Annotated in this window: 22 protein-coding genes; 7 read left to right on the top strand and 15 right to left on the bottom strand. The window is 69.4% G+C overall.

The window, feature by feature from the left end:
- Positions 1-77: 77 nt before the first annotated feature.
- Positions 78-857: a helix-turn-helix domain-containing protein gene (locus DID99_RS00695; protein WP_124665826.1), complete on the bottom strand. Its 780-nt coding sequence runs from the start codon at positions 855-857 to the stop codon at positions 78-80.
- 95 nt (positions 858-952) lie between these two features.
- Here DID99_RS00695 and DID99_RS00700 point away from each other — a divergent pair, with 95 nt between their 5' ends.
- On the top strand, positions 953-1204 hold the full coding sequence (locus DID99_RS00700; RefSeq protein ID WP_124519573.1) for a hypothetical protein: 252 nt from the start codon (positions 953-955) through the stop codon (positions 1202-1204).
- A 46-nt stretch (positions 1205-1250) separates the two neighbouring features.
- Positions 1251-2213, top strand: coding sequence for a zinc-binding alcohol dehydrogenase family protein (locus tag DID99_RS00705; protein ID WP_124665827.1), 963 nt, complete (start codon positions 1251-1253; stop codon positions 2211-2213).
- A 175-nt stretch (positions 2214-2388) separates the two neighbouring features.
- On the opposite strand, the gene DID99_RS00710 is transcribed toward DID99_RS00705, so the two are convergent.
- From DID99_RS00710 to DID99_RS00725, 4 genes are all read right to left on the bottom strand, one after another.
- On the bottom strand, positions 2389-3480 hold the full coding sequence (locus DID99_RS00710; RefSeq protein ID WP_124665828.1) for a porin: 1092 nt from the start codon (positions 3478-3480) through the stop codon (positions 2389-2391).
- 153 nt (positions 3481-3633) lie between these two features.
- Positions 3634-4701, bottom strand: a complete 1068-nt coding sequence (locus DID99_RS00715) for an ABC transporter ATP-binding protein (RefSeq protein ID WP_124484940.1) — start codon at positions 4699-4701, stop codon at positions 3634-3636.
- A complete protein-coding gene (locus tag DID99_RS00720) occupies positions 4694-6466 on the bottom strand; it encodes an iron ABC transporter permease (protein ID WP_124665829.1) in 1773 nt (590 codons plus the stop codon). Before DID99_RS00720 ends, DID99_RS00715 begins: the two co-directional genes overlap by 8 nt.
- Before the next feature lie 123 nt (positions 6467-6589).
- The gene (locus tag DID99_RS00725) at positions 6590-7690 is read right to left on the bottom strand and encodes an ABC transporter substrate-binding protein (protein ID WP_044842979.1); all 1101 of its coding nucleotides are present in this window, start codon (positions 7688-7690) and stop codon (positions 6590-6592) included.
- A gap of 125 nt (positions 7691-7815) precedes the next feature.
- Between DID99_RS00725 and DID99_RS00730 the strand changes: the two genes are divergently transcribed.
- A complete protein-coding gene (locus DID99_RS00730; protein WP_044842980.1) occupies positions 7816-8490 on the top strand; it encodes a response regulator in 675 nt (224 codons plus the stop codon).
- Positions 8491-8686: 196 nt separating this feature from the next.
- Positions 8687-10087, top strand: a complete 1401-nt coding sequence (locus DID99_RS00735) for a sensor histidine kinase (RefSeq protein WP_124665830.1) — start codon at positions 8687-8689, stop codon at positions 10085-10087.
- 172 nt (positions 10088-10259) lie between these two features.
- Here DID99_RS00735 and DID99_RS00740 read toward each other — a convergent pair whose 3' ends face one another.
- The 8 genes from DID99_RS00740 to DID99_RS00775 all read right to left on the bottom strand — a co-directional run bounded on the left by DID99_RS00740 (position 10260) and on the right by DID99_RS00775 (position 18407).
- On the bottom strand, positions 10260-11126 hold the full coding sequence (locus tag DID99_RS00740; RefSeq protein WP_124485076.1) for an MOSC domain-containing protein: 867 nt from the start codon (positions 11124-11126) through the stop codon (positions 10260-10262).
- Positions 11127-11224: 98 nt separating this feature from the next.
- Positions 11225-12184 (bottom strand): ABC transporter substrate-binding protein, encoded by a 960-nt coding sequence (locus DID99_RS00745; RefSeq protein WP_124665831.1) that lies wholly within the window; start codon positions 12182-12184, stop codon positions 11225-11227.
- Between the two features lie 37 nt (positions 12185-12221).
- Positions 12222-13406, bottom strand: a complete 1185-nt coding sequence (locus DID99_RS00750) for a cytochrome c (RefSeq protein WP_124665832.1) — start codon at positions 13404-13406, stop codon at positions 12222-12224.
- A 50-nt stretch (positions 13407-13456) separates the two neighbouring features.
- Positions 13457-14281 (bottom strand): ABC transporter ATP-binding protein, encoded by an 825-nt coding sequence (locus tag DID99_RS00755; RefSeq protein ID WP_124665833.1) that lies wholly within the window; start codon positions 14279-14281, stop codon positions 13457-13459.
- On the bottom strand, positions 14275-15381 hold the full coding sequence (locus DID99_RS00760; RefSeq protein WP_124665834.1) for an ABC transporter permease: 1107 nt from the start codon (positions 15379-15381) through the stop codon (positions 14275-14277). The genes DID99_RS00755 and DID99_RS00760 overlap by 7 nt, the downstream gene beginning before the upstream one ends.
- Positions 15382-15385: 4 nt before the next feature.
- The gene (locus tag DID99_RS00765; protein ID WP_044842987.1) at positions 15386-16420 is read right to left on the bottom strand and encodes an ABC transporter substrate-binding protein; all 1035 of its coding nucleotides are present in this window, start codon (positions 16418-16420) and stop codon (positions 15386-15388) included.
- Positions 16421-16455: 35 nt separating this feature from the next.
- A complete protein-coding gene (locus DID99_RS00770) occupies positions 16456-17301 on the bottom strand; it encodes a class II aldolase/adducin family protein (RefSeq protein WP_124484933.1) in 846 nt (281 codons plus the stop codon).
- 20 nt (positions 17302-17321) lie between these two features.
- Positions 17322-18407 (bottom strand): LLM class flavin-dependent oxidoreductase, encoded by a 1086-nt coding sequence (locus tag DID99_RS00775; protein ID WP_044842988.1) that lies wholly within the window; start codon positions 18405-18407, stop codon positions 17322-17324.
- Between the two features lie 451 nt (positions 18408-18858).
- On the opposite strand from DID99_RS00775, the gene DID99_RS00780 reads away from it, so the two are divergent.
- A complete protein-coding gene (locus DID99_RS00780; protein ID WP_124665835.1) occupies positions 18859-20196 on the top strand; it encodes an acyl-CoA dehydrogenase family protein in 1338 nt (445 codons plus the stop codon).
- A 79-nt stretch (positions 20197-20275) separates the two neighbouring features.
- On the opposite strand, the gene DID99_RS00785 is transcribed toward DID99_RS00780, so the two are convergent.
- The gene (locus tag DID99_RS00785; protein ID WP_124519553.1) at positions 20276-21199 is read right to left on the bottom strand and encodes a LysR family transcriptional regulator; all 924 of its coding nucleotides are present in this window, start codon (positions 21197-21199) and stop codon (positions 20276-20278) included.
- Positions 21200-21273: 74 nt separating this feature from the next.
- On the opposite strand from DID99_RS00785, the gene DID99_RS00790 reads away from it, so the two are divergent.
- Both DID99_RS00790 and DID99_RS00795 read left to right on the top strand, forming a co-directional pair.
- On the top strand, positions 21274-21840 hold the full coding sequence (locus tag DID99_RS00790) for a cysteine dioxygenase (RefSeq protein ID WP_044842991.1): 567 nt from the start codon (positions 21274-21276) through the stop codon (positions 21838-21840).
- A 122-nt stretch (positions 21841-21962) separates the two neighbouring features.
- Positions 21963-23588, top strand: coding sequence for a rhodanese-related sulfurtransferase (locus DID99_RS00795; RefSeq protein WP_124665836.1), 1626 nt, complete (start codon positions 21963-21965; stop codon positions 23586-23588).
- Positions 23589-23680: 92 nt separating this feature from the next.
- On the opposite strand, the gene DID99_RS00800 is transcribed toward DID99_RS00795, so the two are convergent.
- A complete protein-coding gene (locus tag DID99_RS00800) occupies positions 23681-24826 on the bottom strand; it encodes a glycerophosphodiester phosphodiesterase (protein ID WP_124665837.1) in 1146 nt (381 codons plus the stop codon).
- Positions 24827-24956: the final 130 nt, after the last annotated feature.

The following is a 24956-nucleotide window of genomic DNA, read 5'->3' on the forward strand; positions in this document are numbered from 1 at the left end:
GGTTGGATCGGGCGATGATTTGAATCGCACGGAATACGAGAAATCGGTTTGCGTCATCGCCGCGCATCGCGCCGACCTTATCGTCCCGCTTCCATATACCTTCCCGGCGTCGTCCCCGTCGCCCGCCGGAACATGTCGATGAACGCGCTCACGTTGTCGTATCCGAGATCGAGCGCGATCGTCGTGACCGGCACGCCGTCGGCGATTTTCTCCAGCGCCCGCAGCAGCCGTGCCTGCTGACGCCACTGCGCGAACGTCAGCCCTGTCTCGGCGACGAAGCGGCGGCTCATCGTTCGGGCACCGATGCCGGCCCATGCTGCCCATTCCTCCAGTCGCCGGTTGTTCGCGAGGTTCGTGGCGAGCGCATCGGTGATCTTCATGAGCCGCGGATCCTGCGGCCGCACCAGCCCCAGTGCTTCGACCTCCGACGACGCGATCTCGTCGAGGATCACGTCGGCAATGCGCGCCTGCGCGGCATCGAGTTCCGCATCGCCCCAGCTTGCCGCGCGCTGCACGGCTTCGCGAAGCAGCGGCGTGGTGCGGATCGCGCGCGGCGCGTCAGGCAACCCCGCGCAGCGCGCTTCGGCGACGAACGCCGACCATCCGGAAATCGGCCCGAACGAGCGCAGCGAATGCCGGCAATGCGGCGGAATCCAGATCGCATGAATCGCCGGTACGACCCAGTCCTGGTCGTCGAGGCCGATCGACACCACGCCGCTCAGTGCGCCGACGAGCTGGCCGCGCGCGTGCGCATGCGGCGGCGTGATGCGCGGGTCGCGCTGCGACAGCACGGCGGCGACGACGAACGGGCCGTCGTCGGACGTGACGAATCGGGCGGGCAGGAGTGGATCGGTCATGGCCGGATTTCAGTATCGAACGACTGTTATACCGGAGATCGGCCGGCTGCGCACGCCTAAACTGCGTCCATCGATGACAACCGGAGTACGACGCGATGCGAGCCGAACAGATGCTTCCCGACCATGCCGACCGGATCAAGGCCGGCGGAACGACGATCCGCAAGGGCACCGTCGGCGCGTTCCTGGTCAATGCGCGCGTGCTGACCGATCCGGATGCGGCGCCCGCCGAGCGCGCCCGTGCCGAAGCCGACGCGCTCGACGCATTGCCCGCGCTGCGTGCGCTCGGCCTGTTCGACGTGCTGGAAGTGCGCGATCCAGCACTGCGCGCGTGGCTCGACGCACGCTGATACACGACGGAACCGTCGATCGAGATCCATCAATCAAGGAGTCGGCATGAAAGCAGCAGTCGTGACGGGCGCCGGCGAGCGCCCCGTTCATATGGAGTTCGAAGCGCCGCATGCGATACCCGGCCACCGTCTGATCGACGTGACGGCGTCCGCGTTGAGCCGTCTTGCGCAGGCGCGCGCGGCGGGCACGCACTATTCGTCCGGCGGCGGCTATCCGTTCGTCGTCGGCGTCGACGGCGTGGGGCGCGGCGACGACGGCCGGCGCGTCTATTTCTTCGGCGCGCCCGCGCCGTTCGGTGCGATGGCCGAATGCGCGATCGTGCCCGACGCGCAGTGCGTACCGCTGCCGGATGGGCTCGACGATGTCACGGCCGCGGCGATCGCGATCCCCGGAATGTCGTCGTGGGCCGCGCTGACCGAACGTGCACGGCTCGTCGCGGGCGAGACGGTGCTGGTCAACGGCGCGACGGGCGCCTCGGGCGGGCTCGCGGTGCGGATCGCGAAGCATCTGGGCGCCGCGAAGGTGATCGCGACGGGCCGCAACGCGGCCGCGCTGGACGCGTTGCTGAACGCCGGCGCGGACGCCGTCGTGTCGCTGCAGCAGGACGACGCGCATCTGGCCCGCGCGCTCGAACCGCATTTCCGCGCGGGTGTGGACGTCGTGCTCGACTATCTTTGGGGGGCGAGCGCGCTCGCACTGCTGATTTCCGCCGCGAAGGCGACACCCGACGGTCGTCGGTTGCGCTTCGTGCAGATCGGCTCGATCGGCGGCGCGGACGTGCTGCTGCCGGGCGCCGTATTGCGTGCCACAGCGATCGAACTGCTGGGCAGCGGTATTGGCAGCGTGTCGCTGCCGGGGTTGCTGGCTTCGGTGCGCGACGTATTCGACGCGGCAGGCCCGGCGGGGCTGACGCTCGAAACACGCACGGTGCCGCTGTCGGCGGTCGGCGAGCACTGGGGCGATGCGAACAGTCGGGTGCGCCCGGTATTCACGATGCGCGGCGATTGACCGGCCGCAGGCCGTGGACATGACGCGATCGGTGCGCGCACCGGCGGCAGACTGGCATCCACCGTCGCGTCGAGCCGTTAGACGATTGCGAACGCGCGGTGCGAAGCAGGGCGGTGGTGTGTACCGACAACGGGCGGCGCGACATGAAAGTCACCCGCCGCCCGCGTCGTCACACTCAGAACCGCTGCTGAATCCCCGCGGTCACGCCGACCTGCGTGGTGCCATACCCGGCGAAATCGCGCGACACGCCGACCTTCTGGTCGTGCTTCGCGATCGCGAACGCGCCGGTCGCATACAGCACCGTGCGCTTCGACAGCGCGTATTGCGCCCGAACCGATACCAGCGTCGGGTCGGCATCCGTGCCGCCCTTGATGTTCTGGTGATAGACGGCCGCGATCAGCGAGAACGTCGGCGTGAACTGGTACGACCCGCCGAGCCAGTACATATCGCTCAGCTGGTTCGCCGCCGCGGTGCGAAACGTGCGCTTGTAGTTGCGATAGCCGGCCATCGTCTTCAGGTTGCCGAAGTCGTAGCTCAGGCCCGCGTGAATCCCCTGGATGTAGTTGACGGTATCGGCCGGCGTGACGCTGTCGGCCGCGCCGTTCTGCCGGTCGAACGTGAGCACCGCCGCGAACGGGCCGGTCTCGTAGCCGAGCGCGAAGTCGTATTTCGAGCTGGTCTTCACGCTGCCCGGCACGTTGCCGAAGCCATACAGCGCGCCGAACTTGAAGCCGCTGAATTCACCGTCGTAACGCACCGCATTCGACGAGCGCGTGAACATGCCGTCCTTGCGCCCGCCGGTCGCCATCGACGACGACGCCCACGAATAGTTTTGCGAGTAACCCATCGGGTCGAACGGCATCATGTAGTCGTACGTGACGGTGAAGTTGCGGCCAAGCGTCAGCTCGCCCCATTTGCCTTTCAGGCCCACCGTCGCACGGCGCGCGAAGATCGAGTCGGGGCCGTCGTCGGACGCGCCATTCGCGAGATCGATGCCGCTTTCGAGGCGAAACACGGCCTTCAACCCGCCGCCGAGATCCTCGACGCCGCGCAAGCCCCAGCGCGACGTGTTCTTGTTGCCCGACTTCAGCTTGAACGAATTGCCGCCATCCGGTGCCGCATGGTTCGTGTATTCGATGCCGGCGTCCATGATCCCGTAGATCGTGACCGACGACTGCGCGTGCGCGGCCGGCGCGGCGAGACAGGCTGCCGCGGCCGAACCGGTGAGGGCTACTGTTCGAATAGAACGTTCTGCGCGTGACTTCATTTTGACGGTGTCTCCTTGGTTGTTGTGGGTTGGTCGAAACGGAAAACGCGTACTCGGTGCGCCATCGGCGGACGCCATGAAGCGTCCGCCGATTCGAGTCGCAAAAGCATGTTGAATGCACGCGCGGCGGCACACGAGCCGCCGCGAAGCGGGTCAGCCCGCTTTCGCGAACGCCCAGCAGTCGTTGGTCGGGAATTCGATCCAGTGCTTGCCGGCCGCGCGCGGCACGTGGCCGAACGCGCGCAGGCGCATCTCGCCGCAATGGAACAGGTATTCCCAGCGGTCGCCGAGATACATCGACGTGACGAGGTCGGCCTGCAGCCGGTTCGCGCCCGGGCCGTCGGCGACCTGCACGCGTTCGAGGCGGATCACTGCCTGCGCGTCCTGGCCCGGCGCGAACGTGTCGCGGGCGAGCGCCTGCAGCTCCCAGCCGTCGCCGGCGAGCGTCACGCGTTCGCCGTCGACGGCCGAGACGCGCGCATCGATGCGGTTGTTGCTGCCCATGAATTCGGCCGTGTACAGCGAGCGCGGCGCGCCGTACAGCTCGGCCGGCGTGCCTTCCTGTTCGATGCGGCCGTTGCGCAGCAGCAGGATGCGGTCGGACATCGCCATCGCTTCGGTCTGGTCGTGCGTCACGCAGAGCGCCGACAGCCCGAGCGACACGATCAGCTCGCGCAGCCACGCACGCGCTTCTTCGCGCAGCTTCGCGTCGAGGTTCGACAGCGGCTCGTCGAGCAGGATCACCGGCGGGTTGTAGACGAGCGCACGCGCGATCGCGACACGCTGCTGCTGGCCGCCCGACAGCTGATGCGGAAAGCGCTCGGCGAGGTGGCCGAGGCCGAGCTGGTCGAGCGCTGTCTGCACGCGGCGCTTCTGTTCGGCCGGTGCCACGCGGCGCAGCTTGAGCCCGTAGCCGACGTTGTCGGCGACGGTGCGGTGCGGCCACAGCGCGTACGACTGGAACACGAGGCCGAGCGAACGCTGTTCGACCGGCAGGTCGACGTGCCGCGCGCCGTCGAAGAACACGCGGTCGTCGAGCTGGATGCGCCCGTCGGACGGCTGTTCGAGGCCGGCCACCGCGCGCAGCAGCGTGGTCTTGCCGCTGCCCGACGCGCCGAGCAGGCACACGACTTCGCCGGCCTTCAGTTCGAACGACACGCCCTTGAGGATCGGGTTGGCGCCATAGCTGAGATGCAGGTCGTCGACGATGAGCTTATCCATGAAGTTTCACTCCGAAGCGCAGGGCCACGCCGAGACCGGCGCCGACCATCGCGATGTTGATGACAGAGAGCGCGGCAACCTGGTCGACGGCGCCGGTCGCCCACAGCGACACGAGCAGCGCGCCGATCACTTCGGTGCCGGGCGACAGCAGATAGACGGCGGTCGAGTATTCGCGCTCGAAGATCATGAAGATCAGCAGCCACGCGGCGAGCAGGCCGAAGCGCACGAGCGGCAGCGTCACGTCGAGCGACACGCGGCTGCGCGTCGCGCCGACGCTGCGGCCGGCTTCCTCGAGTTCCGGGCCGACCTGCAGCAGCGCGCTCTGGATGAGCCGCATCCCGTATGCGAGCCACACGACCGTGTATGCGATCCAGATGCTCCACATCGAGTTCTTCAGCTCGCGCAGGCCCGGCACGAACAGGAAGATCCACAGGAACGCAAGACCGGCGAGCAGGCCCGGCACCGCGCGCGGCAGCAGCACGAGGTAGTCGAGCAGTTTTGTCGCCCAGTCGTTGCGGCGATGGCCGGCGAAGGCGACGAGCGAGTAGAAGCCGATCGCGAGCGCACCGCCGATCACGCCGATGCCGAGCGTGTTGACGATCGCGCGCACGAGGTTGTCCTGCTCGAACAGCTCGATGAAGTTCTGCAGCGTCAGCGCTTCGGCGAGCGCGACGCCTTCGCCCCAGTTGGTCACGAACGCGCGCAGCACGATGCCCGAGATCGGCACGATCACCGTCAGCATCAGCCACAGCGCGACGATCGCGAGCGCGACCCAGCGCCATACGCCGAGCGGCAGCACCGTCGCACGGCCGGCCTTGCCTTTCACCGTGACGAAGCGGTTCGCGCTCTTCAGCAGGCGGCGCTGCAGCAGCACGAGCGGGAACGTGATCGCGACGATGCACACCGCGACCGCGGCCATCAGGTGATACGACGGCACGCCGAGCTTGTTGGTCAGCTTGTACAGGTAGGTCGCGAGCACGAGGTGGCCTTCCGGATCGCCGAGCACGAGCGGCAGCCCGAACACCTCGAAGCCGAGGAAGAACACGAGCACGCCGGCGAACAGCAGCGCGGGCATCGTCATCGGCAGGCTCACGTCGAGCGCGACGCGGAACGGCCGCGCCCCCGTCACGCGCGCCGCTTCCTCGACGTCCGAGCCGAGGTTGCGCAGCGCGGCCGACGAGTACAGGTACACGTGCGGCACGTGCGTGAGGCCGACGATCATCGTGATCGCGAAGATCGAGTACACGTTCCAGGGTACGTTCTGCACCCCGAACAGTTCCTTGAACCACACGGAATAGAAGCCGACCGGGCCGGCCGCGACCACGTAGCCGAACGCGAGCACCATCGGCGACACGAACACGGGCGTAAGCAGCAGCGGCTCGAGCCAGCGGCGGCCGGGCAGGTCGGTGCGCACCATCAGGAACGCGAGGATGCCGCCGAGCGGGATCGAGATGAACAGCATCCCGCCGGCGATGATGAACGAGTTCTTCACGGCCGACCAGAAGTCCGGGTCGGTGAAGATGAAGCGGAAGCCTTCGACGCCGAGCGTCTTGTTCGCATCGAAGAACGGCGCGGACAGCAGGCTCTGGAACAGGATGAAGCCGAGCGGCAGCGCGACCGCGACGGTGAGCACCGCGACGACGATCCAGCGCAGCATGCCGGCGAGCGGCTGCAGGTTGCTGACCTGCAGCGCGGGAATCGCGCCACCCTGGCCGGTGGTGGGCGGAACGGCCGGCGCCGCTCCGCGTGTGCTGGTTGAAAGCATGAGTTCGCCCCTGCGGCCATCCGGATGGCCGCCTCTAGGAAGTCGGTAAGGGGAAGGGGGCCGCCCGCGCGGCGTGCGGCGGGCGGCCGTCGGTCGGCCGAAGCCGATCAGCGAATCAGTGGATCAGCTCTTGATCGCCTGCTGCCATTGCTTGAGGAACGCGAGCCGCTTCGACTGGTCCAGATAGACGAGCAGGCCGGTGCCGATCGGGATCGGCTTCAGCGAATCGCCGAGTTCCTTCGTGAGGCTCGCGGCCGACGTTTCGCCGGTCACGTCCGTGCGAATCGCGTACAGGTTCGCCTGGTTCGCGATCAGCGTCTGGCCGCGCTTCGACAGCAGGTAGTCGACCCACAGCTTCGCGGCGTTCGGATTCTTCGCCTTCTTCGAGATCGTGGCCAGGCGGCTCACGACTTGTGTGTAGTCCTTCGGAAATACGTAGCCGATCGACTTGTCCTTCTTCGCTTTCGCGTACGCATACGAGCCGATGATGTTGTAGCCGATCAGGTTCTCGCCTGACGAGATGCGCTCCATCATCGCGCCGGTGCTCGACTGCAGCTTCGGACCGGTCGCGCCGATCGCCTTCACGAGCTCCCACGTGACCTTCTCGTTCAGGTGCGCGTCCTGCGTCAGCGCGTTGAAGCCGACGCCGGATTTCTCGACGTCGTACGTCGTCAGCTTGCCTTTGAACTTGTCGGGTTGCGACGTGAGCAGCTTGATCAGGTCGGTGCGTGTCTTCGGCACCTCGTTCTCGGGAATCAGCCGCTTGTTGTAGACGATCGCGAGCGGCTCGAACGTTGTGCCGTACGCCTGCTTCTGGTATTGCGCCCATTGCGGCACGTTCGCGCTTTCCGGCGAATCGTACGACGTCATCAGGCCGTCGTTGACGAGCTTGACCTGCAGGTCCATCGCCGAGCTCCACAGCACGTCGGCGCTGGTGCTGCTCGCGGCGTTCTCGCTGATGTAGCGGTTGTACAGCTCGGTGCTGTTCATGTCGTTGTACTCGACCTTCACGCCATACAGGCTTTCGAAGTCCTTGATCAGCGGGCGCACGAGGCCCGTGTCGGTCGTCGAGTAGACGATCAGCTTGCCTTCCTTCTTCGCGGCGTCGACGACACCTTGGTAGTTACCCGGATACCCGGCCGGGACCTGCGCGGTGGCGGCGCCGGCGGCGGTGCCCAGGACGATCGCCAGCGCGGCGGCGAGCTGCTTCGGTGCAAACGGCATGTCTTCCTCCAGTTATGCGTGTGTGTTGTTCGAGTGACGCGGATGTTAATTGCGAGGCACTTTCAGCCTGCTTTCATTTCGGTTCACAATAGTGTCCTTTGTGTCATGGATTTCCCGAGGTCCCCATGCGTGTGCTGCTCGTCGAAGACAACCCGAACCTTGCGCAGTCGTTGAACGACGCGCTGAGTGCCGCGCGCTTCGCGGTCGATCACATGGCGGACGGGGAGGCGGCGGATCACGTGCTGCGCACGCAGGACTACGCGCTGGTGATACTCGATCTCGGGCTGCCGAAGCTCGACGGGCTCGAGGTGCTGCGGCGGCTGCGCGCGCGCCGCAATCCGGTGCCGGTGCTGATCCTCACCGCGCACGGCTCGGTCGAGGACCGCGTGAAGGGGCTCGATCTCGGCGCCGACGATTACCTCGCGAAGCCGTTCGAGCTGACCGAGCTGGAGGCGCGCGCCCGCGCGCTGATCCGGCGCAGCCTCGGCCACGAGCATTCGCGGGTCGAGTGCGGGCCGCTTTCGTATGACAGTATCGACCGCAGCTTCCACCTCGCCGGCGAACCGCTGCCGCTCACGCCGCGCGAGCGCTCGGTGCTGGAGGTGCTGATCCTGCGCAACGGCCGCGCGATCAACAAGGAGACGCTGTCGGAGAAGATCTTCGGGCTCGACGAGTCGGTCAACGCGGATGCGATCGAGATCTACGTGTACCGGCTGCGCAAGAAACTGGAGAACACCGGCGTCGCGATCGTCACGCTGCGCGGCCTCGGATACTTGCTCGAAGCGAAGGCGGCCGGATGAACCGCCGCCGGGCTTGCCTTCTTTGCATGGGGTCGCGGTACGCGCCAAAGCGCTGCTCGGGATCGACACGTTCGCGGCCTGCCGGGGGCGCGTCTGCCATCCGCGGCCGGCCTGGCAAAGCCGGCCGGCTGCGCGGGCGCGGAGCGAGGCCGCACGCGTTCTCCGCCACGCTGGCTGGTGCAATCCGGCGGGAAGCATGGTGACACGCCCGAACCTGCGCGCGCAGGTCGCGCTGTGGCTGCTGCTGCCGCTGCTCGGGCTGCTCGCGCTCGACTCGTGGCTCACGTACCAGCGCGCGATGAGCGCCGCGCACGTCGCGTTCGACCGCACGCTGTCGTCGTCGCTGAAGTCGATCCGCGAAGGCGTGCGGTTCAACGAGGGCGAGATCGAGGTCGACCTGCCGTATCTCGCGCTCGAAATGTTCGAGTCGGGCGACGGCGGCAAGATCTACTACCTGATTCGCGAGGACAACGGCCGCACGATCACCGGCTATCCGGACCTGCCGCTGCCGCAGGGCGACGGCACGCTGTTCGTCACGCGCTACTACAACGTCGTCTATCGCGGCGAGCAGTTGCGCATGGCCGCGCTGCGCGTGCCGGTGCACGACGTGCCGACCGCGCAGACGCGCATCGTGTGGGTGATGGTCGGCGAGACGATCGAGGCGCGCCAGGCGCTCGCGCGCGAGATCCTGATGGGCTCGCTGCTGCAGGAGGGGCTGCTCGTCGTGCTCGCGCTCGGGATCGTGTGGCTCGGCGTCGGGCGCGGGCTGCGGCCGCTGAACCGGCTGTCGGCGACGGTCGCCGCGCGCAGCGACGGCGATCCGACGCCGCTCGATACCGGCGGCATGCCGAGTGAACTCGCGCCGCTCGTCGAGTCGATCAACCAGTACATCGGCCGCACGCAGCGGATGCAGGTCGCGCGGCGGCGTTTCTTCGCGGACGCGGCCCATCAGCTGAAGACCCCGCTCGCGGCGGTGCAGGCCGGCGTCGAGCTGGCGTTGCGGCCGGACGAGCAGCCGCGCGTGAACGTGCATCTGCGGCGCGTGAACGGCGCGGTGCGGCAGGCCGTGAAGATCGTCCAGCAGCTGCTGTCGCTGTCGCGGCTCGATTCGGACAGCGGCCAGGCGGTCGCGCACCAGCCGGTCGCGCTGCACCGGCTCGCGCGCAGCGTGACGCTCGACTGGTCGCCGGTCGCGCGCGCGCGCGACATCGATCTCGGCTTCGAGCACGAGGCGGATGTCGACGTGCTCGGCCAACCGGACCTGCTCGGCGAATTGATCGGCAACCTGATCGACAACGCGATTCGTTATTCGGGCGACCGCGCGGTGATCACGGTGCGCGTGTCGCGCGATGGCGACCATGCGCGGCTCGACGTGATCGACAACGGGCCGGGCATTCCGGCCGGCGAACGCGACGCGGTGTTCGAGCGTTTCCATCGCGGCAGCAAGACGCAGACGGTCGAAGGCACGGGGCTCGGGCTGTCGATCGTGCGCGAGATCGCGCGCGTGCATCAGGGCAGCGTGACGCTGGCCGATGCGGCGGGAGGCGGGTTGATCGTGACGGTGATGTTGCCGACGGCGCCGGCGGCGGCGCAGTAGAAGGGCTGGTTCGCTTGGTCGCGGAGAATCGCGGCGAATGTGAGCGAATGGCGGCGAGCGGCATCTCCGAGGGAGGGAGGTGGGCGCGCCGGCACGTCGCGGCGGATGTCTTCGACGCATCGCCCTCGGCGGCGATGCATACGACGCGCCGTCCGCCGCCCCGCTCAGTCGCTCAATCGCCGAATCCGATCTCCGCTTCGAGCGATTGCCCGACCTCCAGCCAGGCTCCCGCGCCTTCGACGACGATCGCATTGATGCCGAAGGTCAGCGCGTCGTCGTAGTTCGGATTCGCGCGATACGTCTGCATCGTGTCGGTCGGCTCGTGCGGCCACGCCGGGTTTGGCGCGCCGGTCACCTGGTCGATCGTCGGCATCGGGCAACGCGTGCACAGCTTCACGAGGCGCAGCCGCACGGGTGTGTCGCCTTCGGCGTCGAGATGCTCGACGAAATCCTCTTCATACGCATCGAGATCCGACACGACGATGTTCGGGCGGAAGCGGTTCATCGGAATCGCCGGCGCGCCTTTCGCGACGAGCTTCGCGTTCAGGTCGTCGAGCGACGACTGGCCGATCACGAGCAGCGGATAGCCGTCCGCGAACTGCGTGTGCGTGTCGATGTCGCCGGTCCATTTGCGGTTGCAGCCGCGGCGCGCATCCGCGCCGAAGCGCGCGAGCTTCAGCGGCGTGCCGAGGAATTCGGTGAGCCATGCGGCTGTCGCGGCGCCCGTGTCGATCGCGTCGACGGTGTCGCGCCACACGGTCGCGGCCATCTTCGGCGTGGCCGGCGTCGCGTCGCCGTCGAGCGGCGTGCGGATCTCGGGCATGCCCGGCGCGTTCAGCACGAGCGCGTCGTGCTCGAGCGCGGTGCGGATCAGCGCGAGGCGCGGGTGCGTGCGCTGCGTGATCATCATCCCGTCCGGGGTGGTGATCAGCCAGTGGCGATCGTACGCGAGGCCCGTTTCGAGCAGTTGCGCGCGCGACAGCGCGATGCCGGCGCAGGATTTGATCGGGTAGACGAAGAGTTCGGAGATGGCTGGCATGACGCTGGCTGACACGGGCAGGATGGTCGAATCGCGATTGTGCCAGATCGTGCGAAAGCCGTTTGGGCGGTTGCCGGCCGCCGCACGGCCGCGGCCGGTTACGCCAGCGGAAAGCCGAGGTCGAAGGTCGTGCGCACGTCGAGCGGCTGGCGCAGCAGCCCGGCCTTCAGGTAGAAGTCGGCCGTGCGCTGCTGCCCGGCGATCACAGTCGCGTCGATCGGCTGCCAGCGCGTGTTGCGGCGCTCGAACTGCAGCTTCGCGGCCGCCGGCGGGATGCCGATGATGCGCGCGAGTGCCGCGGAATACGCGTCGACGTGCCGGTACGACCAGACCTGCGCGCGCACCACCCGTTGCAGGAAGTCGTGCAGCACGTCGCGCTTCGACGCGATCGCCGCGTCGGTCGCCGCGATGTAGCTGAAGCCCGACCACAGGCCGCGGCCGTTGACGAGCACGCGCGCGCGGCCGCTCGTTTCCGCGAGGGCGGTATAGGGTTCCCACGTCGCCCACGCATCGATCGAACCGGTTGCGAGCGCAAGCATCGTGTCGGCCGGCGGCAGGAAGCGGAACGAGACGGCGTCGGGCGGCAGGCCGGCCGCGTCGAGCGCCTTCAACGTGACGAAATGGCCGATCGAGCCGCGCGTGGTGCCGATGCGCTTGCCTTTCAGGTCGGCGGCGTCCTTCAGCGTCGCGTCGGGCCGCACGAGCACGGCGGTGCCGTACGGGTCGGACCGGTTCGCGCCGATCACCTTGATGCGGGCGCCCGAGGCGAGCGCGAAGATCACCGGCGCGTCGCCGATCGGCCCGCAGTCGACGGCCGCCGCGTTCAGCGCTTCGGCCAGGGGGGCGGCGGCCGGGAATTCGGTCCATGCGATGTCGTACGCGAGGCCGTTCAGTTCGCCGGCGGCTTCGAGCAGCGCGCGCAGGCCGCCTTTCTGGTCGCCGGCACGCAGCAGCGGCCGCGCGTCCGATTGCGCATGCAGCGTGGTCGGCGCGGCGGCGAGGGTGGCGGCGGCGAGGGCGCTCGCTTGCGCGAGGAAGTGGCGTCGGGTCGGATTCATCGTGAAGTTCGGTTCGTCGGGAAAACGGTTCAGGGATTCAATGCGGGAGCCCGGCCTGCACGTCGCGTACGGGTTCGGCATCCACGCGCAGCAGCAGCGCGGTCAGCGGATCGACGTTCGCGGCGTCGGCCGGCGCTCGCGCCGCGGCATCCGAGCGGCACAGCAAGTCGTCGGCCGACCAGCCCGCGCTGCCCGGCAACGCGCGCGCCCGCAGCCAGCCGCGCCGGTCGGCAAGCAGTTGCGTGCCGCCGAACGCAGCGGGCGGCACGCCGGCAATCGTCGCGAACGCTTGCCATGCATCGGGCGTCGATGCGACGCAGTTCGCGCGCGTGCCGACCGGCGGTGGCGGCGTGGACGGATCGCCGGCGGTGACGAGCAGCGTCTGCCAGCGCGGGTCTTCCCGAGGCGGCGTGCCGCCCGGCGCGAGCGCGACGATGCGCACACGCTGGCCTTCGCGCCAGCGCTCGAGCGGTTGCGGCGCGGCGCTGCCGCAGCGCACGTCGAGCGCCGGCAGCGGAACGGGCACGGGCCACGCCCCTTCCGCCTGCGCGCCGCTGCCGGCCGACAGCGCTTTCAGGTAATCGAGCACGGCCCAGGTGTCGGCCGGGCCGAGCGTCGCGGCAAAGCCCGGCATCGAAGCCGCGCCGCGCGCGTCGCGCGTACCGTGGCGCATGCGCCAATACAGTTCGCCGTCGAGCCGGCGGGCAAGCAGTGCGCCCGCGAAGGTCGGCGGCCAATGCGCGAGGCTCGCCGCGAGCGGGCCTTCGCCGCGGCCGTCCGCGCCGTGACAGGCTGCGCAATGCTGCGCATACAGATGCGCGCCGCGCATCAGGTTCACGACGGAAAACGCGGCGGGACTGCGCTGGAAACTCGTGGGCGCCGCCGGCGCGAGCCACAGCGACGCCGGCGGCCACGGCGCGAACCACGCGACGGCCAGCGCGGCGATCGCCGCTGCCGCCCGCCACTTGCGCGACACGAGAGCAATGCAGCCGAGCGCCGCGGCGAGCGTGGTCATTGCGACGGCGAATGCAAGCTGTCGCGTGAGCCCCGCGTCGATGCGCAGCGTTTCGAGCGCGATGCGGTGTGCCCAGGGCCACGCGGCCTGTCCGTCGGCATCGCCGGTCAGGCCGATCGCATGCAGCACCCGGGCCAACGCGATCTGTGCGCGATACAGCAGTTGCAGGAACAGGAGCGCCCAGTCGGCGAACGGCGGCGCGTTCATCGGCGCGGCCCTTGCCGCGCACCGGCCATCCTGCGAAAGGCACTGCGCATCTACCAGCTCGCATCGAGTCCGAGATGCCGCAGTGCTTCGTGACGCAGTTCGGCGAGACGCGGGTCGCCGCGATGGCGCGGATACGGCAGGTCGACACGCAGTTCCGCGACGATGCGTGCAGGCCGCGGCCCGAACACGATCACGCGCTGCGCGAGAAACAGCGCTTCCTCGACATCGTGCGTGACGAGCAGCGCGGAGAACCCGTCGCGTTGCCACAGCGCGGTCAACTCGGCCTGCATCGTCAGCCGCGTCAATGAATCGAGCTTGCCGAGCGGTTCGTCGAGGATCAGCAGGCGTGGATCGTTGACAAGCGCGCGGGCGAGCGCGACACGCTGCGCCATCCCGCCCGACAGCTGATGCGGAAACACGTTCGAGAATTCCTGCAACCCGACGCGCGCGAGCGCATCGTCGACGCGATGCTGCGACGTGCGGGCCACGCCGCGCGCCTCGAGGCCGAGCGCGACGTTCGCGCGCACGCGGCGCCACGGGTAGAGCGTCGGATCCTGGAACACGACGATGCGCGACGGATCGGGCCGCTCGATCGGCGCGCCGTCCTGCGCGATCGTGCCTTGCCGTGCGGTGTCGAGGCCCGCGACGAGCCGCAGCAGCGTCGATTTTCCGCAGCCGCTCGGGCCGAGCAGCGCGACGAATTCGCCGGCCGCGACCGACAGCGTGACGTCGTCGAGCACCGGCAGCGGGCCGCCGGGGCCGTCGAACGCATGGCTCACGCGGCGGATGTCGATGCGCGCGCCGCGCGGCGCCGTGGCGTCGAGCGCGGCGGGCGGCGTGGCAACGGACGATTCGAGAACGGCGGCGCTTACCATTTGACGGTTCCTTTCTGCCACGCGAGCACACGGTCGCGCACCGCGAACAGCAGCGCGATCAGCCCGGAAAACAGCAGCGCCATCACGATCAGCGCCGCATACATGTTCACGTACGATGCCCAGCCCTGCGCCCAGCTCAGGTACCAGCCGAGCCCCGACTTGACGCCCATCATCTCGGCGACGACCAGCACCGTGAACGACGCACTCAGCCCCATGAAGATGCCGACGAACACGTGCGGCAGCGCGGCCGGAATCGCGACGCGCAACACGAGGAAGCGCGCGTTCGCGCCGAGCGTGCGCGCGACGTCGTAGTACTGCCGGTTTACGCTCGCGACGCCCGACCACGTCAGCACCGCGACCGGGAAGCCGGTCGACAGCGCGATCAGGAACGCGGCGGCCGAATAGCTCGTCGGGAAGAAGTAGAACGTGAGCGGCAGCAGCGCGGTGGCCGGCACGGGGCCGAGCACGCGCAGCACCGGATGCACCCAGTAGCCGATGCGGCGCGACCAGCCGATCGATACGCCGACCGCGAACCCGACCGCGACGCCGTACGCGAACCCGAGGGAAAGCAGCTTCAGCGTGTTGCCGGCGCTGCCGGCAAGGCGCGGCCAGTCGTCGGCGTAGACCTCGATCAGCGCCTGCGGCGGCGCGAAGAACGGCGTCGGCAGCCAGCCGGTCTTGGCCGTGACGATTTCCCACACGGCGAGCACGAGCGGCAGCGCCACGAGCCACGGGCCGGCCGGGCGCACGCGGGCGAGCCGCGCACGCGTGGCCGGCACGCGATGGCCGAGCGTCGCGGCGGCCAGCAGCAGCGCGCCGATCGCCCACGCGGCGATGCCGAACGTGTCGGTGTACGCCCAGTCGGTGAAACCGACGACGCGGTTCGGCCACACGTAGGTCACCGCGCCGAGCGCGGCCCACGCGAGCGCCGCGACGACGCCGGTCGGCCAGCTGCGTGCCCGGCGGGCTTCGACCGCGAGCGTCGCGTCGCAGGCCGTGCACGCGGGACGGGACGCGGCAGTCGCGGGCGGCGCCGCGGTGGCGGCATTGGACGAGTTGGATGCGGTGCGCGCGGCGGACGCGTGTTCGATCGTCGACATCGCGTCACCCCAGCACGTTCGCATAGACCTGCTGCGCGAAGCGCTGCGGGTCGGTGCTCTTCTTCAGCACGCTGATGCGGCGGAAATCGTCCGCGTAGAACGCGATTTCCTGCTGCAGGTCGACGTTGGTCGGGTGGTGCGTGTAGGTCAGCGTCGCGTACAGCTTGCGCAGGTCGTCGGGGTTGATCTTCGGCGAATACTTCGCGAATGCCTTCGCGGCTTCGTTCGGGTTGTCGTGCGTGTACTCGGTGGCCTGCACGATCGAGCGCGCGAGTGCGGCGGCCGCCGGCCGGTCGTTGCGCACGAGGTCGCCGCGCGCGCCGATCACGCAGCACACCTTGCGCGCGTATTCGCCGGACAGGTTCGTCGCGAGTTCGGTGTACGCGCCGTTGCTGCGCTTCTCGAGCAGATAGAGGTTCGGGTCGCCGTCGGCGATGGCCTGGATCTCGCCCTTGTCGACCGCGACGCCGAGCAGGTCGGCCGGATACTGCCGCCACGTGATGTCGCGTTCGGGATCGATGCCGTTCTTCGCGAGCAGGATCGAGAAGAAGTGCTTGCCGGGCGCCGCGAGATCGCTGACGCCGACCGTCTTGCCCTTCAGCGCCTGCAGGGTCGTCACGCCCGCGGTCTTCGACCCGAGCAGCCGCACGCAGCCGCCGTGCGAGCTGCCGATGATCTTCACGTCGAAGCCGGCTTCGAGCGGCTTCAGCCAGCGGTGGATCATCCCGACCGCGGCATCGGCCTTGCCGGTCGCGATCGATTCGAGCAGCTGGTCGGTCGATCCGCTGTAGTTGATCAGTTCGACCTTCAGCCCGTTCTTCTCGAAGAAGCCGTTCTCCTGCGCGACGACGATCGGCGTCAGGCAGAACGCGTTCTGGTTCCACGCGAACGTGAGCTTCTTCAGCGGCGGCGCCGACCAGGCCTTGCGGCCGAGCGTGATCGCCGGTGCGGCGAGCGCGGCGGCCCCGGCCGCGCGCAGCAGCCGGCGGCGCTTGTCGTCATGGGCGCCGGTCGGCGCGGGTGCGGTGGTTTTGGTCATGGTGTGGTCTCCGGTTCCGGTCGTGCGGCGGGCGCTCAGTCGAGCAGGTCGGGTTCGTCGGCGACGACGCGCGCGAACAGGCTGTCGAACGCGTGCAATGCGCCGTCGGGGCCGCCGATCTGGCCGTGCGTGTGTCGCGCGGTCGCATGATCGATCGGTTGCGGCGTGCCGGCCGCTTCGGCCAGCAGCTGCGTGTGCGCGGCGTTGTCGAGCGCGATGTACCACCACGCGGCGGCCTCGACCGTCGGGCCGGCCGTCAGGATGCCGTGGTTCTTCAGGATCACGCCCTTGTGCGTGGTGCCGTCGGGCTTCGCGAGCGCATCCGCGATCCGCGCGCCTTCGCTCGTATCGACGACCATCCCGGTGAAGTCGTCGAACAGCGCGTGGTCCTCGTAGAACACGCACGCGTCCTGCGTCAGCGGGTCGAGCGGGCGGCCGAGCGTCGACCACGCCTTGCCGTAGGTCGAATGCGTATGCGCGGCCGCGACGAGGTGCGGATGCGCGTCGTGAATCGCCGCATGGATCGCGAACGCGGCCTTGTTCAGCGGCCGGTTGCCGATCGCGGTTTCGCCGCGCGAATTGACGAGCAGCAGGTCCGACACCTTGATCTGCGAGAAATGCACGCCGAGCGGATTCACCCAGAAGTGGTCGGGCAGTTCCGGGTCGCGCGCGGTGATGTGGCCGGCGAGGCCCGACGCGAAGCCGAAGCGCGCGAACAGGCGGAACGCGGCCGCGAGCCGCTCCTGCCGGTGGCGGCGCTCGGCGGCGACGTCGAAGCGCGGCGCGGGCGGATCGAACCAGAAATGCTGGCGCGGCGTGTCGGCGAGGACGAGGCCCGACGCGGTGCGCACGGGCGAGGACGAAGACAGGACGGCGGACATGGTCGGCATCTCCCCGTGCGTCAGGCTGCGCGGCGCGCCGCGTCGCGTGCCGCGACGGCGCTGCGCACGCGCGGAATCAGTTCGCGGCCGTAGTCGATCGCGTCTTCGAGCGGATCGAAGCCGCGAATCAGGAACGTCGTCACGCCGAGGTCGTAGTAGTCGAGCAGCGCGTCGGCGACCTGTTCGGGCGTGCCGACCAGCGCGGTCGAATTCGAGCGCGCGCCGGTGAGCTTCGCGATCTCGGTCCACAGCCGCTTGTCGACGCGCGCGCCGCGTTCGGCCGCGGCGAGCAGGCGCCGCGCGCCTTCGCTCTGCTGCGGGCCGCCGGTGGCGAGGCCGGCCGCTTCGCGCAGCCGGCGGGTTTCGTCGAGGATCCGGTGCGCGCGCGCCCACGCTTCGTCTTCGGTCGCCGCGAGGATCGGCCGGAACGACACGGAGAAGCGCACCTGCCGGCCGTGCTTCGCGGCTTCGGCGCGCACGCGCGTCGTCAGGTCGCGCACCTGGTCGAGCGATTCGCCCCACAGCGCATAGACGTCCGCGTGCTTGCCCGCGACTTCCAGCGCCGCTTCCGAGGCGCCGCCGAAGTAGATCGGCACGTGCGGCTTCTGGAACGGCTTCACTTCCGAAAAACCCTGCGTGAAGCGGTAGTGCGCGCCGTCGTGATCGAACGGCTGCGTGTCGGTCCAGATGCGGCGCAGGATGCCGAGGTATTCGTCGGTGCGCGCGTAGCGTGCGTCGTGGTCGAGGAAATCGCCGTCGCGCTGCTGCTCGCTGTCCGAGCCGCCGGAGATGAAGTGCACGGCGAGCCGGCCGCGGCTGAACTGGTCGAGCGTCGCGATCTGCCGCGCGGCGAGCGTCGGCGCGGTGAAGCCGGGGCGATGCGCGAGCATGAAGTGGATGCGTTCGGTCGCCGCGGCGGCGAACGCGATCGTCAGCGTCGCCGACGGGCCGGTCGAGTGGTGCGGGACGAGGATCCGGTCGAAGCCGGCCGTTTCGTGGGCGCGGGCGAAGTCGCGCACGTAGTCGGGGTCGACGACGGGGCCGGCAGGCGGATGGATTTCCGACTGCTTCTGGCTCTGGATCATGCCGATGAATTCGACGCTCATCTGGGTCTCCGATGCAAGGACGGCCCGGCGCGGCCAGCGATGGCCGGCCGGGCGGGAATGGAGCGCAGATTACCGCCGGGATCATGCGGAACGGAAATAATCAATCCCGAATTGAATATCAGATTTGCATGGTTTGGGCGCGTGTGCGTTGCGCATACGCTATGGGCTCACGATCGGGCCGGACGGGGCGCCGGCTGCGTGTCGAGCGGGGCTTGCGCGCCGGATCAACACGACGGGAGCCGGATCGGCATCGGGTTCGGAAGCAGCGGCTCGGGGCGAAGGCAGAGGTGTGCGGCGGATGCGTGCGCGAGCGCCCCGGATCCACGCCACGCGCCCCCGGCGAATCCAGCGCCGATCGCCGCCGGCTCCACGAGCCACCGCCGCCATTCGCCGAGCGATCTTCGCCACGACGTTTTATCCCGTTACCCAGTCACCGAGGGAATCCGTACCGATGTCCGCCAGCCTTGCCGCTTCCTCGCCGCTATCGCCGCAGTCGTCCCAGTCGTCGCTGCGCCACCTGCCTGCCGACGATGCGCGCGTTACCGCGCTGCTCGCGCGTCTCGCGCCCGAACTCGCGGCTGACGCCGCCCGCAACGACGTCGACGGCCGTTTCCCGCACGAGAATTTCGCGCGGCTGCATCGCGCCGGGCTGATCGCGCAGGTCGTGCCGCGCGAGCACGGCGGCGCGGGCGCGACGCTCGCGCAGGCGAGCCGGATCGTGGCCGCGGTCGCGCGCGCCGATCCGGCGACCGCGCTGGTGCTGACGATGACCTATCTGCAGCATCGCGCGCTCGGCCGCGCGGACAACCGCTGGCCCGCGCGCCTGCGGCGTGCGGTGTTCGACAGCGCGGTTGCCGACGGCGCGCTGATCAACGCGCTGCGCGTCGAGCCGGCGCTCGGTTCGCCGTCGCGCGGCGGCCTGCCCGAAACGATCGCGCGTCGCGACGGCGACGGCTGGCGGCTGTCCGGCCACAAGCTGTACAGCACCGGCATTCCGGCGCTGCGCTGGCTGGCCGTGTGGGCCCGCACGGACGAACCCGAGCCGCGCGTCGGCGTGTTCCTCGTGCGGCGCGAGCGCGACACGGAAGTCGATGCGCGCATCCGCGTGATCGAAAGCTGGAATCACCTGGGCCTGCGCGCATCGGGCAGTCACGAGGTGGTATTCGACGACGTGCGGCTGCCCGCGGATCATGCGGTGGACGTGCGTGCGCCCGATGCGTGGGCCGTGTCGGCCGCGAGTCATGCGGATGTCGATGCGCAGGCCGACCAGCAGGCCTGGATGGTCGCGCTGCTCGGCAGCCTCTACGACGCGGTCGCCCGCGCGTCGCGCGACTGGCTGCTCGATTTCGCGACGACGCGCGCGCCGAGCGGGCTCGGTGCGCCGCTCGCGACGCTGCCGCGCGTGCAGGAGGCCGTCGGCGAGATCGAAGGGTGGCTGCATGCGAACCGCGTGCTGCTCGACGAGCACATCGCGCGCACCGATGCGGGCGACCCGCCGACGGTGACGACGAGCGGCCTCGTCAAGCGGACCGTGACGGAACAGGCGATCCGCACGGTCGAGCATGCGTTGAAGCTGTCGGGCAATCACGGGCTGAGCCGCCACAATCCGCTCGAACGCCACTATCGCGACGTGCTGTGCAGCCGCGTGCATACGCCGCAGGACGATGCGATCGCGGTGGCCGCCGGACGGGCCGTGCTCGACGCGGCGGCCCGACGCGCTGCCACGAACGGGGAAGCGGGCGGAACGTCACGCGACGCGCCGGCATCCGGTCGCGACAGCGATGCGTGAGCGGGGCGGCGGGATGGTGGGCGCAAAGGCCAACGCAAACGCAAACGCAACGCCGCCGCGCAGGCGCCGTCGCGCGTGGTCAAGCGGCTTCGTCGTGCCCGGCCGCATCCGCCGGCAGCGCAAACGCGGTGCGCGCGTGCGCGGCCACGGCCAGGAGCGGCGCCTTGAAGCGCGCGGCGTCCTGCCGGTGCAGCAGCCACAGATCGATCTGCGGCTTGAAATCGGCGAGCGGGACGATGTCGACCGCGTCGCGCAGCGGGCTGCCTTCGACGAGCGGCAGCGGCATCAGCCCGATCCCGAAGCCGTTCGCGACGCTCTGCAATTGCAGGTCGCGGCCGTAGGCGTCGAGCGTGACCGGCATCGGCAGCCCCTGCGCGTCGAGCGCGCGGCGCAGCCCCGCACGAAAGCCGCAGCCGTCGGGATTGAGCACCCAGCCGCGCGCATGGCAGTCGGCGAGCCGGTAGCTGCGGCGCGGCCAGTCGCCCTTGCGGCCGACCGCGACGAGCCGCGTGGCCAGCAGCCGCTCGCCTTCGACCTGCGGCGGCAGCACCATCTCGCGGGCCAGAAACACCAGCGCGGCGTCGAGTTCGCGGTGCGCGACGCGTTCGACGAGCATGCCGCCCCACGCGGTCGTGACCTGCGTGGCGAGCGCCGGCCATTGCGCGGCGAGCTGCGCGATCAGGCCGGGCAGCATCAGCTCGCCGAGCCCTTGCGTGAGGCCGACACGGAATTCGCCGGCGGGCGGCCGCTGGCCGGCCGTCAGTTCGCGCAGCGCGTCGACTTCGCGCAGGATCGCGCGGCACTGCTCGAACACCTGCAGGCCGATGTCGGTCGGGCGCGGCGGCTTCGTGTTGCGGTCGAGCAGCGTGACGCCGAGCGCCTCCTCGAGGTTCTGCACGCGCCGCGTGATCGCGGGCTGCGTCATGCCGAGCTCGGCCGCGGCCTGGCTCAGCGTCTGGCCGCGAACGACCGCTGCAAAAGCATCGATATCGCTAATTTTCATGTTTGTTCTGCATGGTATTTCGGGTGCATCATGACGAGCCATCATATTCGGCATCATATTCGAGGAGGCAGCCGATGAGTACGCTTTCGTTGCAGCAGACGCCGCTGCGTCCGTTCGTCGACGGGCTGGGCGCGCTGCTCGCGTCCGGCGCGAACGAGGCGCGCATCCTCGACGAGGGCGGCGCGCTGCTGGCCGCGCTCGTCGCGCACGACGACTGGCTGCCCGACGCGTTCGCGCAGCCCGATCCCGAGCGTTACCGCCAGTACCTGCTGCATCTCGATCCCGACGCGCGGTTTTCCGTCGTCAGCTTCGTGTGGGGGCCCGGCCAGACGACGCCGATCCACAACCACACGGTGTGGGGACTGATCGGGATGCTGCGCGGCGGCGAGTTTTCGCAACCGTACCGGTTCGACGCGGCCGGCAGGCCGGTGCCGGCGGGCGACGCGGTACGGCTGCAGCCGGGCGACGTCGAGGCCGTGTCGCCGCGCATCGGCGACGTCCATCGAGTGACCAACGCGTTCGACGACCAGGTGTCGATCAGCATCCACGTGTACGGCGCGAACATCGGCCAGGTCGAACGTGCGGTGTTCCTGGACGACGGCACCGTGAAGCCGTTCGTGTCCGGCTATTCGAATGCGTGACCGGACGCGTGACGCCGCAAGTCGCGGGCGCCCCGTTGCGAGGGCACGCCCGCGGGCATCGAACTGCATCCGTTTTCCGTGTGCTTTCTTCACCGACTCCAACAGAATCCGACAGAGACATCGTGACGCAATCCGTTGATTCCACTTCCCGTTTCCCCGTCGCGTCGTACCAGGACGTACGCGCGCGCCTGCTGGCCCGCGACGAAATCGCGCTGATCGACGTGCGCGAGGAAGATCCCTACGCGCAGGGCCACCCGCTGTGGGCCGCCAACTTTCCGCTGTCGAAGCTCGAACTCGACGCATGGACGCGCATTCCGCGCCGCGACACGCCGATCGTCGTGTTCGGCGAAGCCGGCGGCGAGGATCTCGCGCCGCGCGCGGCCGAGAAACTCGCGCAGCTCGGCTATACCGACGTGCGGCTGCTCGACGGCGGCCTCGCGGGCTGGCTCGCCGCGGGCGGCGAACTGTTCATCGACGTGAACGTGCCGAGCAAGTCGTTCGGCGAATGGGTCGAGGCCGAGCGCCATACGCCGTCGCTGTCCGCGCAGGAGGTGCGGGCGCTGATCGATGAAAAGGCCGACGTCGTGATCGTCGACGCGCGCCGCTTCGACGAATACCAGACGATGAACATCCCGACGTCGACGAGCGTGCCGGGCGCGGAACTCGTGCTGCGCGTGCGCGCGCTCGCGCCGAATCCGGCAACGCAGGTGGTGGTGAACTGCGCGGGCCGCACGCGCAGCATCATCGGCACGCAGTCGCTCGTCAACGCGGGGTTGCCGAACCCGGTCGCGGCACTGCGCAACGGCACGATCGGGTGGACGCTCGCCGGCCAGACGCTCGAGCACGGCGCCGCGCGACGCTTTCCGGACGAGATCGCACCCGCGCAGCGTGAGGAAGCACGCCGCGCCGCGCGCGCGGTGGCCGAGCGCGCGGGCGTGCCGCGCATCGCGCTCGCGGAGCTCGCCGCGCTCGACGAACCGGGCCGCACGCTGTACCGCTTCGACGTGCGCACGCCGGAGGAATACGAGGCCGGCCATCTGCCGGGCTTCCTGGGCACGCCGGGCGGCCAGCTCGTGCAGGAGACCGACCATCACGCGGCCGTGCGCGGCGCGCGGATCGTGCTCGCCGACGATGACGGCGTGCGCGCGGACATGACCGCGTCGTGGCTCGCGCAGATGGGCTGGGACGTGCGGGTGCTCGAGCCGGCCGGCACGGCGGCGTTCACCGAGCGCGGCCAGCCGCCGCGCGACGTGCCCGCGACGCCGCAGGTGAGCGAGGTGTCGCCCGCGACGCTCGCGGGCTGGCTGAAGGAGGCGGCCGCGGGCGAGCTCGCGATCGTCGACGTGACGGCCAGCGCGAACTACGTGAAGCGCCATATCCCCGGCGCGTGGTTCGTCGTGCGCGCGCAGTTGCGCGACGCGCTCGCCGCGATTCCGCCGGCGCGGCGCTATGTGTTCACGTGCGGATCGAGCCTGCTCGCGCGGTTCGCGGCGGACGACGCGCGCTCCTTGCTGCCGGCTTCCGCGGCGATCTCGGTGCTGACCGGCGGCACGGCCGCATGGATCGACGCGGGGTTGCCGCTCGAGCACGGCGAGACACGCCTCGCGTCGCCGCGCGTCGATCGCTACCGGCGCCCGTACGAAGGCACCGACAACGCGGCCGCCGCGATGCAGGCGTATCTCGACTGGGAATACGGGCTGGTCGACCAGCTGAAGCGGGACGGCACGCACCACTTCCGCGTGATCTGACCACGGCGCGGCAACCGGCGTGCGGTACGCGATGCGCCGCGCCCGGTTGCCGCATGTTCAGCGGCTCATCGTATGCGGCACGTTCAGCGCGCTCAGCGCTTGAACGTATCGACGGCCGTGCGGCCGACGGCCGGATCGTCGGTGAAGAAGCCGTCGATGCCCGCGCGCAGGTAGGCCTGGATCTCGCGCACCGAGCCCGCGGTGTTGCGCGTGGCCGGTGTACCGCCGTCCTTCAGCGACGCGGGCAGGAAGTTGTTCTCCGGACGGAACGTATACGGATGCACGACGAGGCCGGCTGCGTGCGCGTCACGCACGTACGACGTCGGCTGCTGCAGCGTGCCGTCCGCGGCCACCGCGATGATCGACGTCTTGTACGGGCCGACGCCGTTCGCATAGGACGCGATCTCGCGCATCCCGTCGCGCGTCGACAGGTCGCCGTAAGTGCGCTTGTCGTTCGCCTTCACGAAGTCGTACGGACGCTGGCCGGCTTCGTCCATCAACTGCACGAGCTTCCAGTTCGGCTGGCTCGACTTGATCCGGTTGCGGATCGCCTTCAGGTTCGCGACCTCGAACGACTGGATGTAGACGGTCGCCGTGCGCGCCGTGTACGGATCTTTCTGCAGCGCGTCGACGAGACGGTCCTCGAGCGGCAGGCCGATCGACTGGAAGTAGGTCGGGTGCTTGGTTTCCGGATACAGGTGGATCGTGCGGCCGGTCTGCGCGGACATCTGTTTCGCGAGCGCGACGATCTCGTCGAAGGTCGGAATCTCGAACTGATCGTTGTACGTGGTGTTCGCCGGGCGCACCTGCGGAATGCGCTCGCGGGCACGCAGCGTCTTGAGCTCGGCGAGCGTGAAGTCCTCGGTGAACCAGCCGGTCAGCTGCGTGCCGTCGATCGTCCTGGTCGCCTTGCGGCTCGCGAACTGCGGCAGCGTCGACACGTTCGTCGTGCCGGAGATCTCGTTCTCGTGGCGCGCGACGAGCACGCCGTCGCGGGTCGCGACGAGGTCGGGCTCGATCACGTCCGCGCCGTCCTCGATCGCCTTGCGGTACGACGCGAGCGTGTGCTCGTGGCGCAGCGCGCTCGCGCCGCGATGGCCGACCACCTGGACCTTCGCGGAGATCGGCCGGGCGGAATCGGACGCCGAGACGTCGTCGCCGCCGCAGGCGGCAAGCAGGACGGCGGCGGCACAGGCGAACGGGATGCAGCGCAGGGCGGTCGGGCGCGGGAAGAGCATGTCGATGAACCTTCGGAACGGAAGTCGGTGAAAGGGCAAGCGGTCCGGCGATGCGGGGCCGCGTGAGCGAACGGGACGCGATCGTCGCACCGGATCATTACATATGTATTACTTGCGCCTTTCTGTTTTG

It is taken from the genome of Burkholderia sp. Bp8986 (genome assembly GCF_003854225.1).
Lineage (GTDB): Bacteria > Pseudomonadota > Gammaproteobacteria > Burkholderiales > Burkholderiaceae > Burkholderia.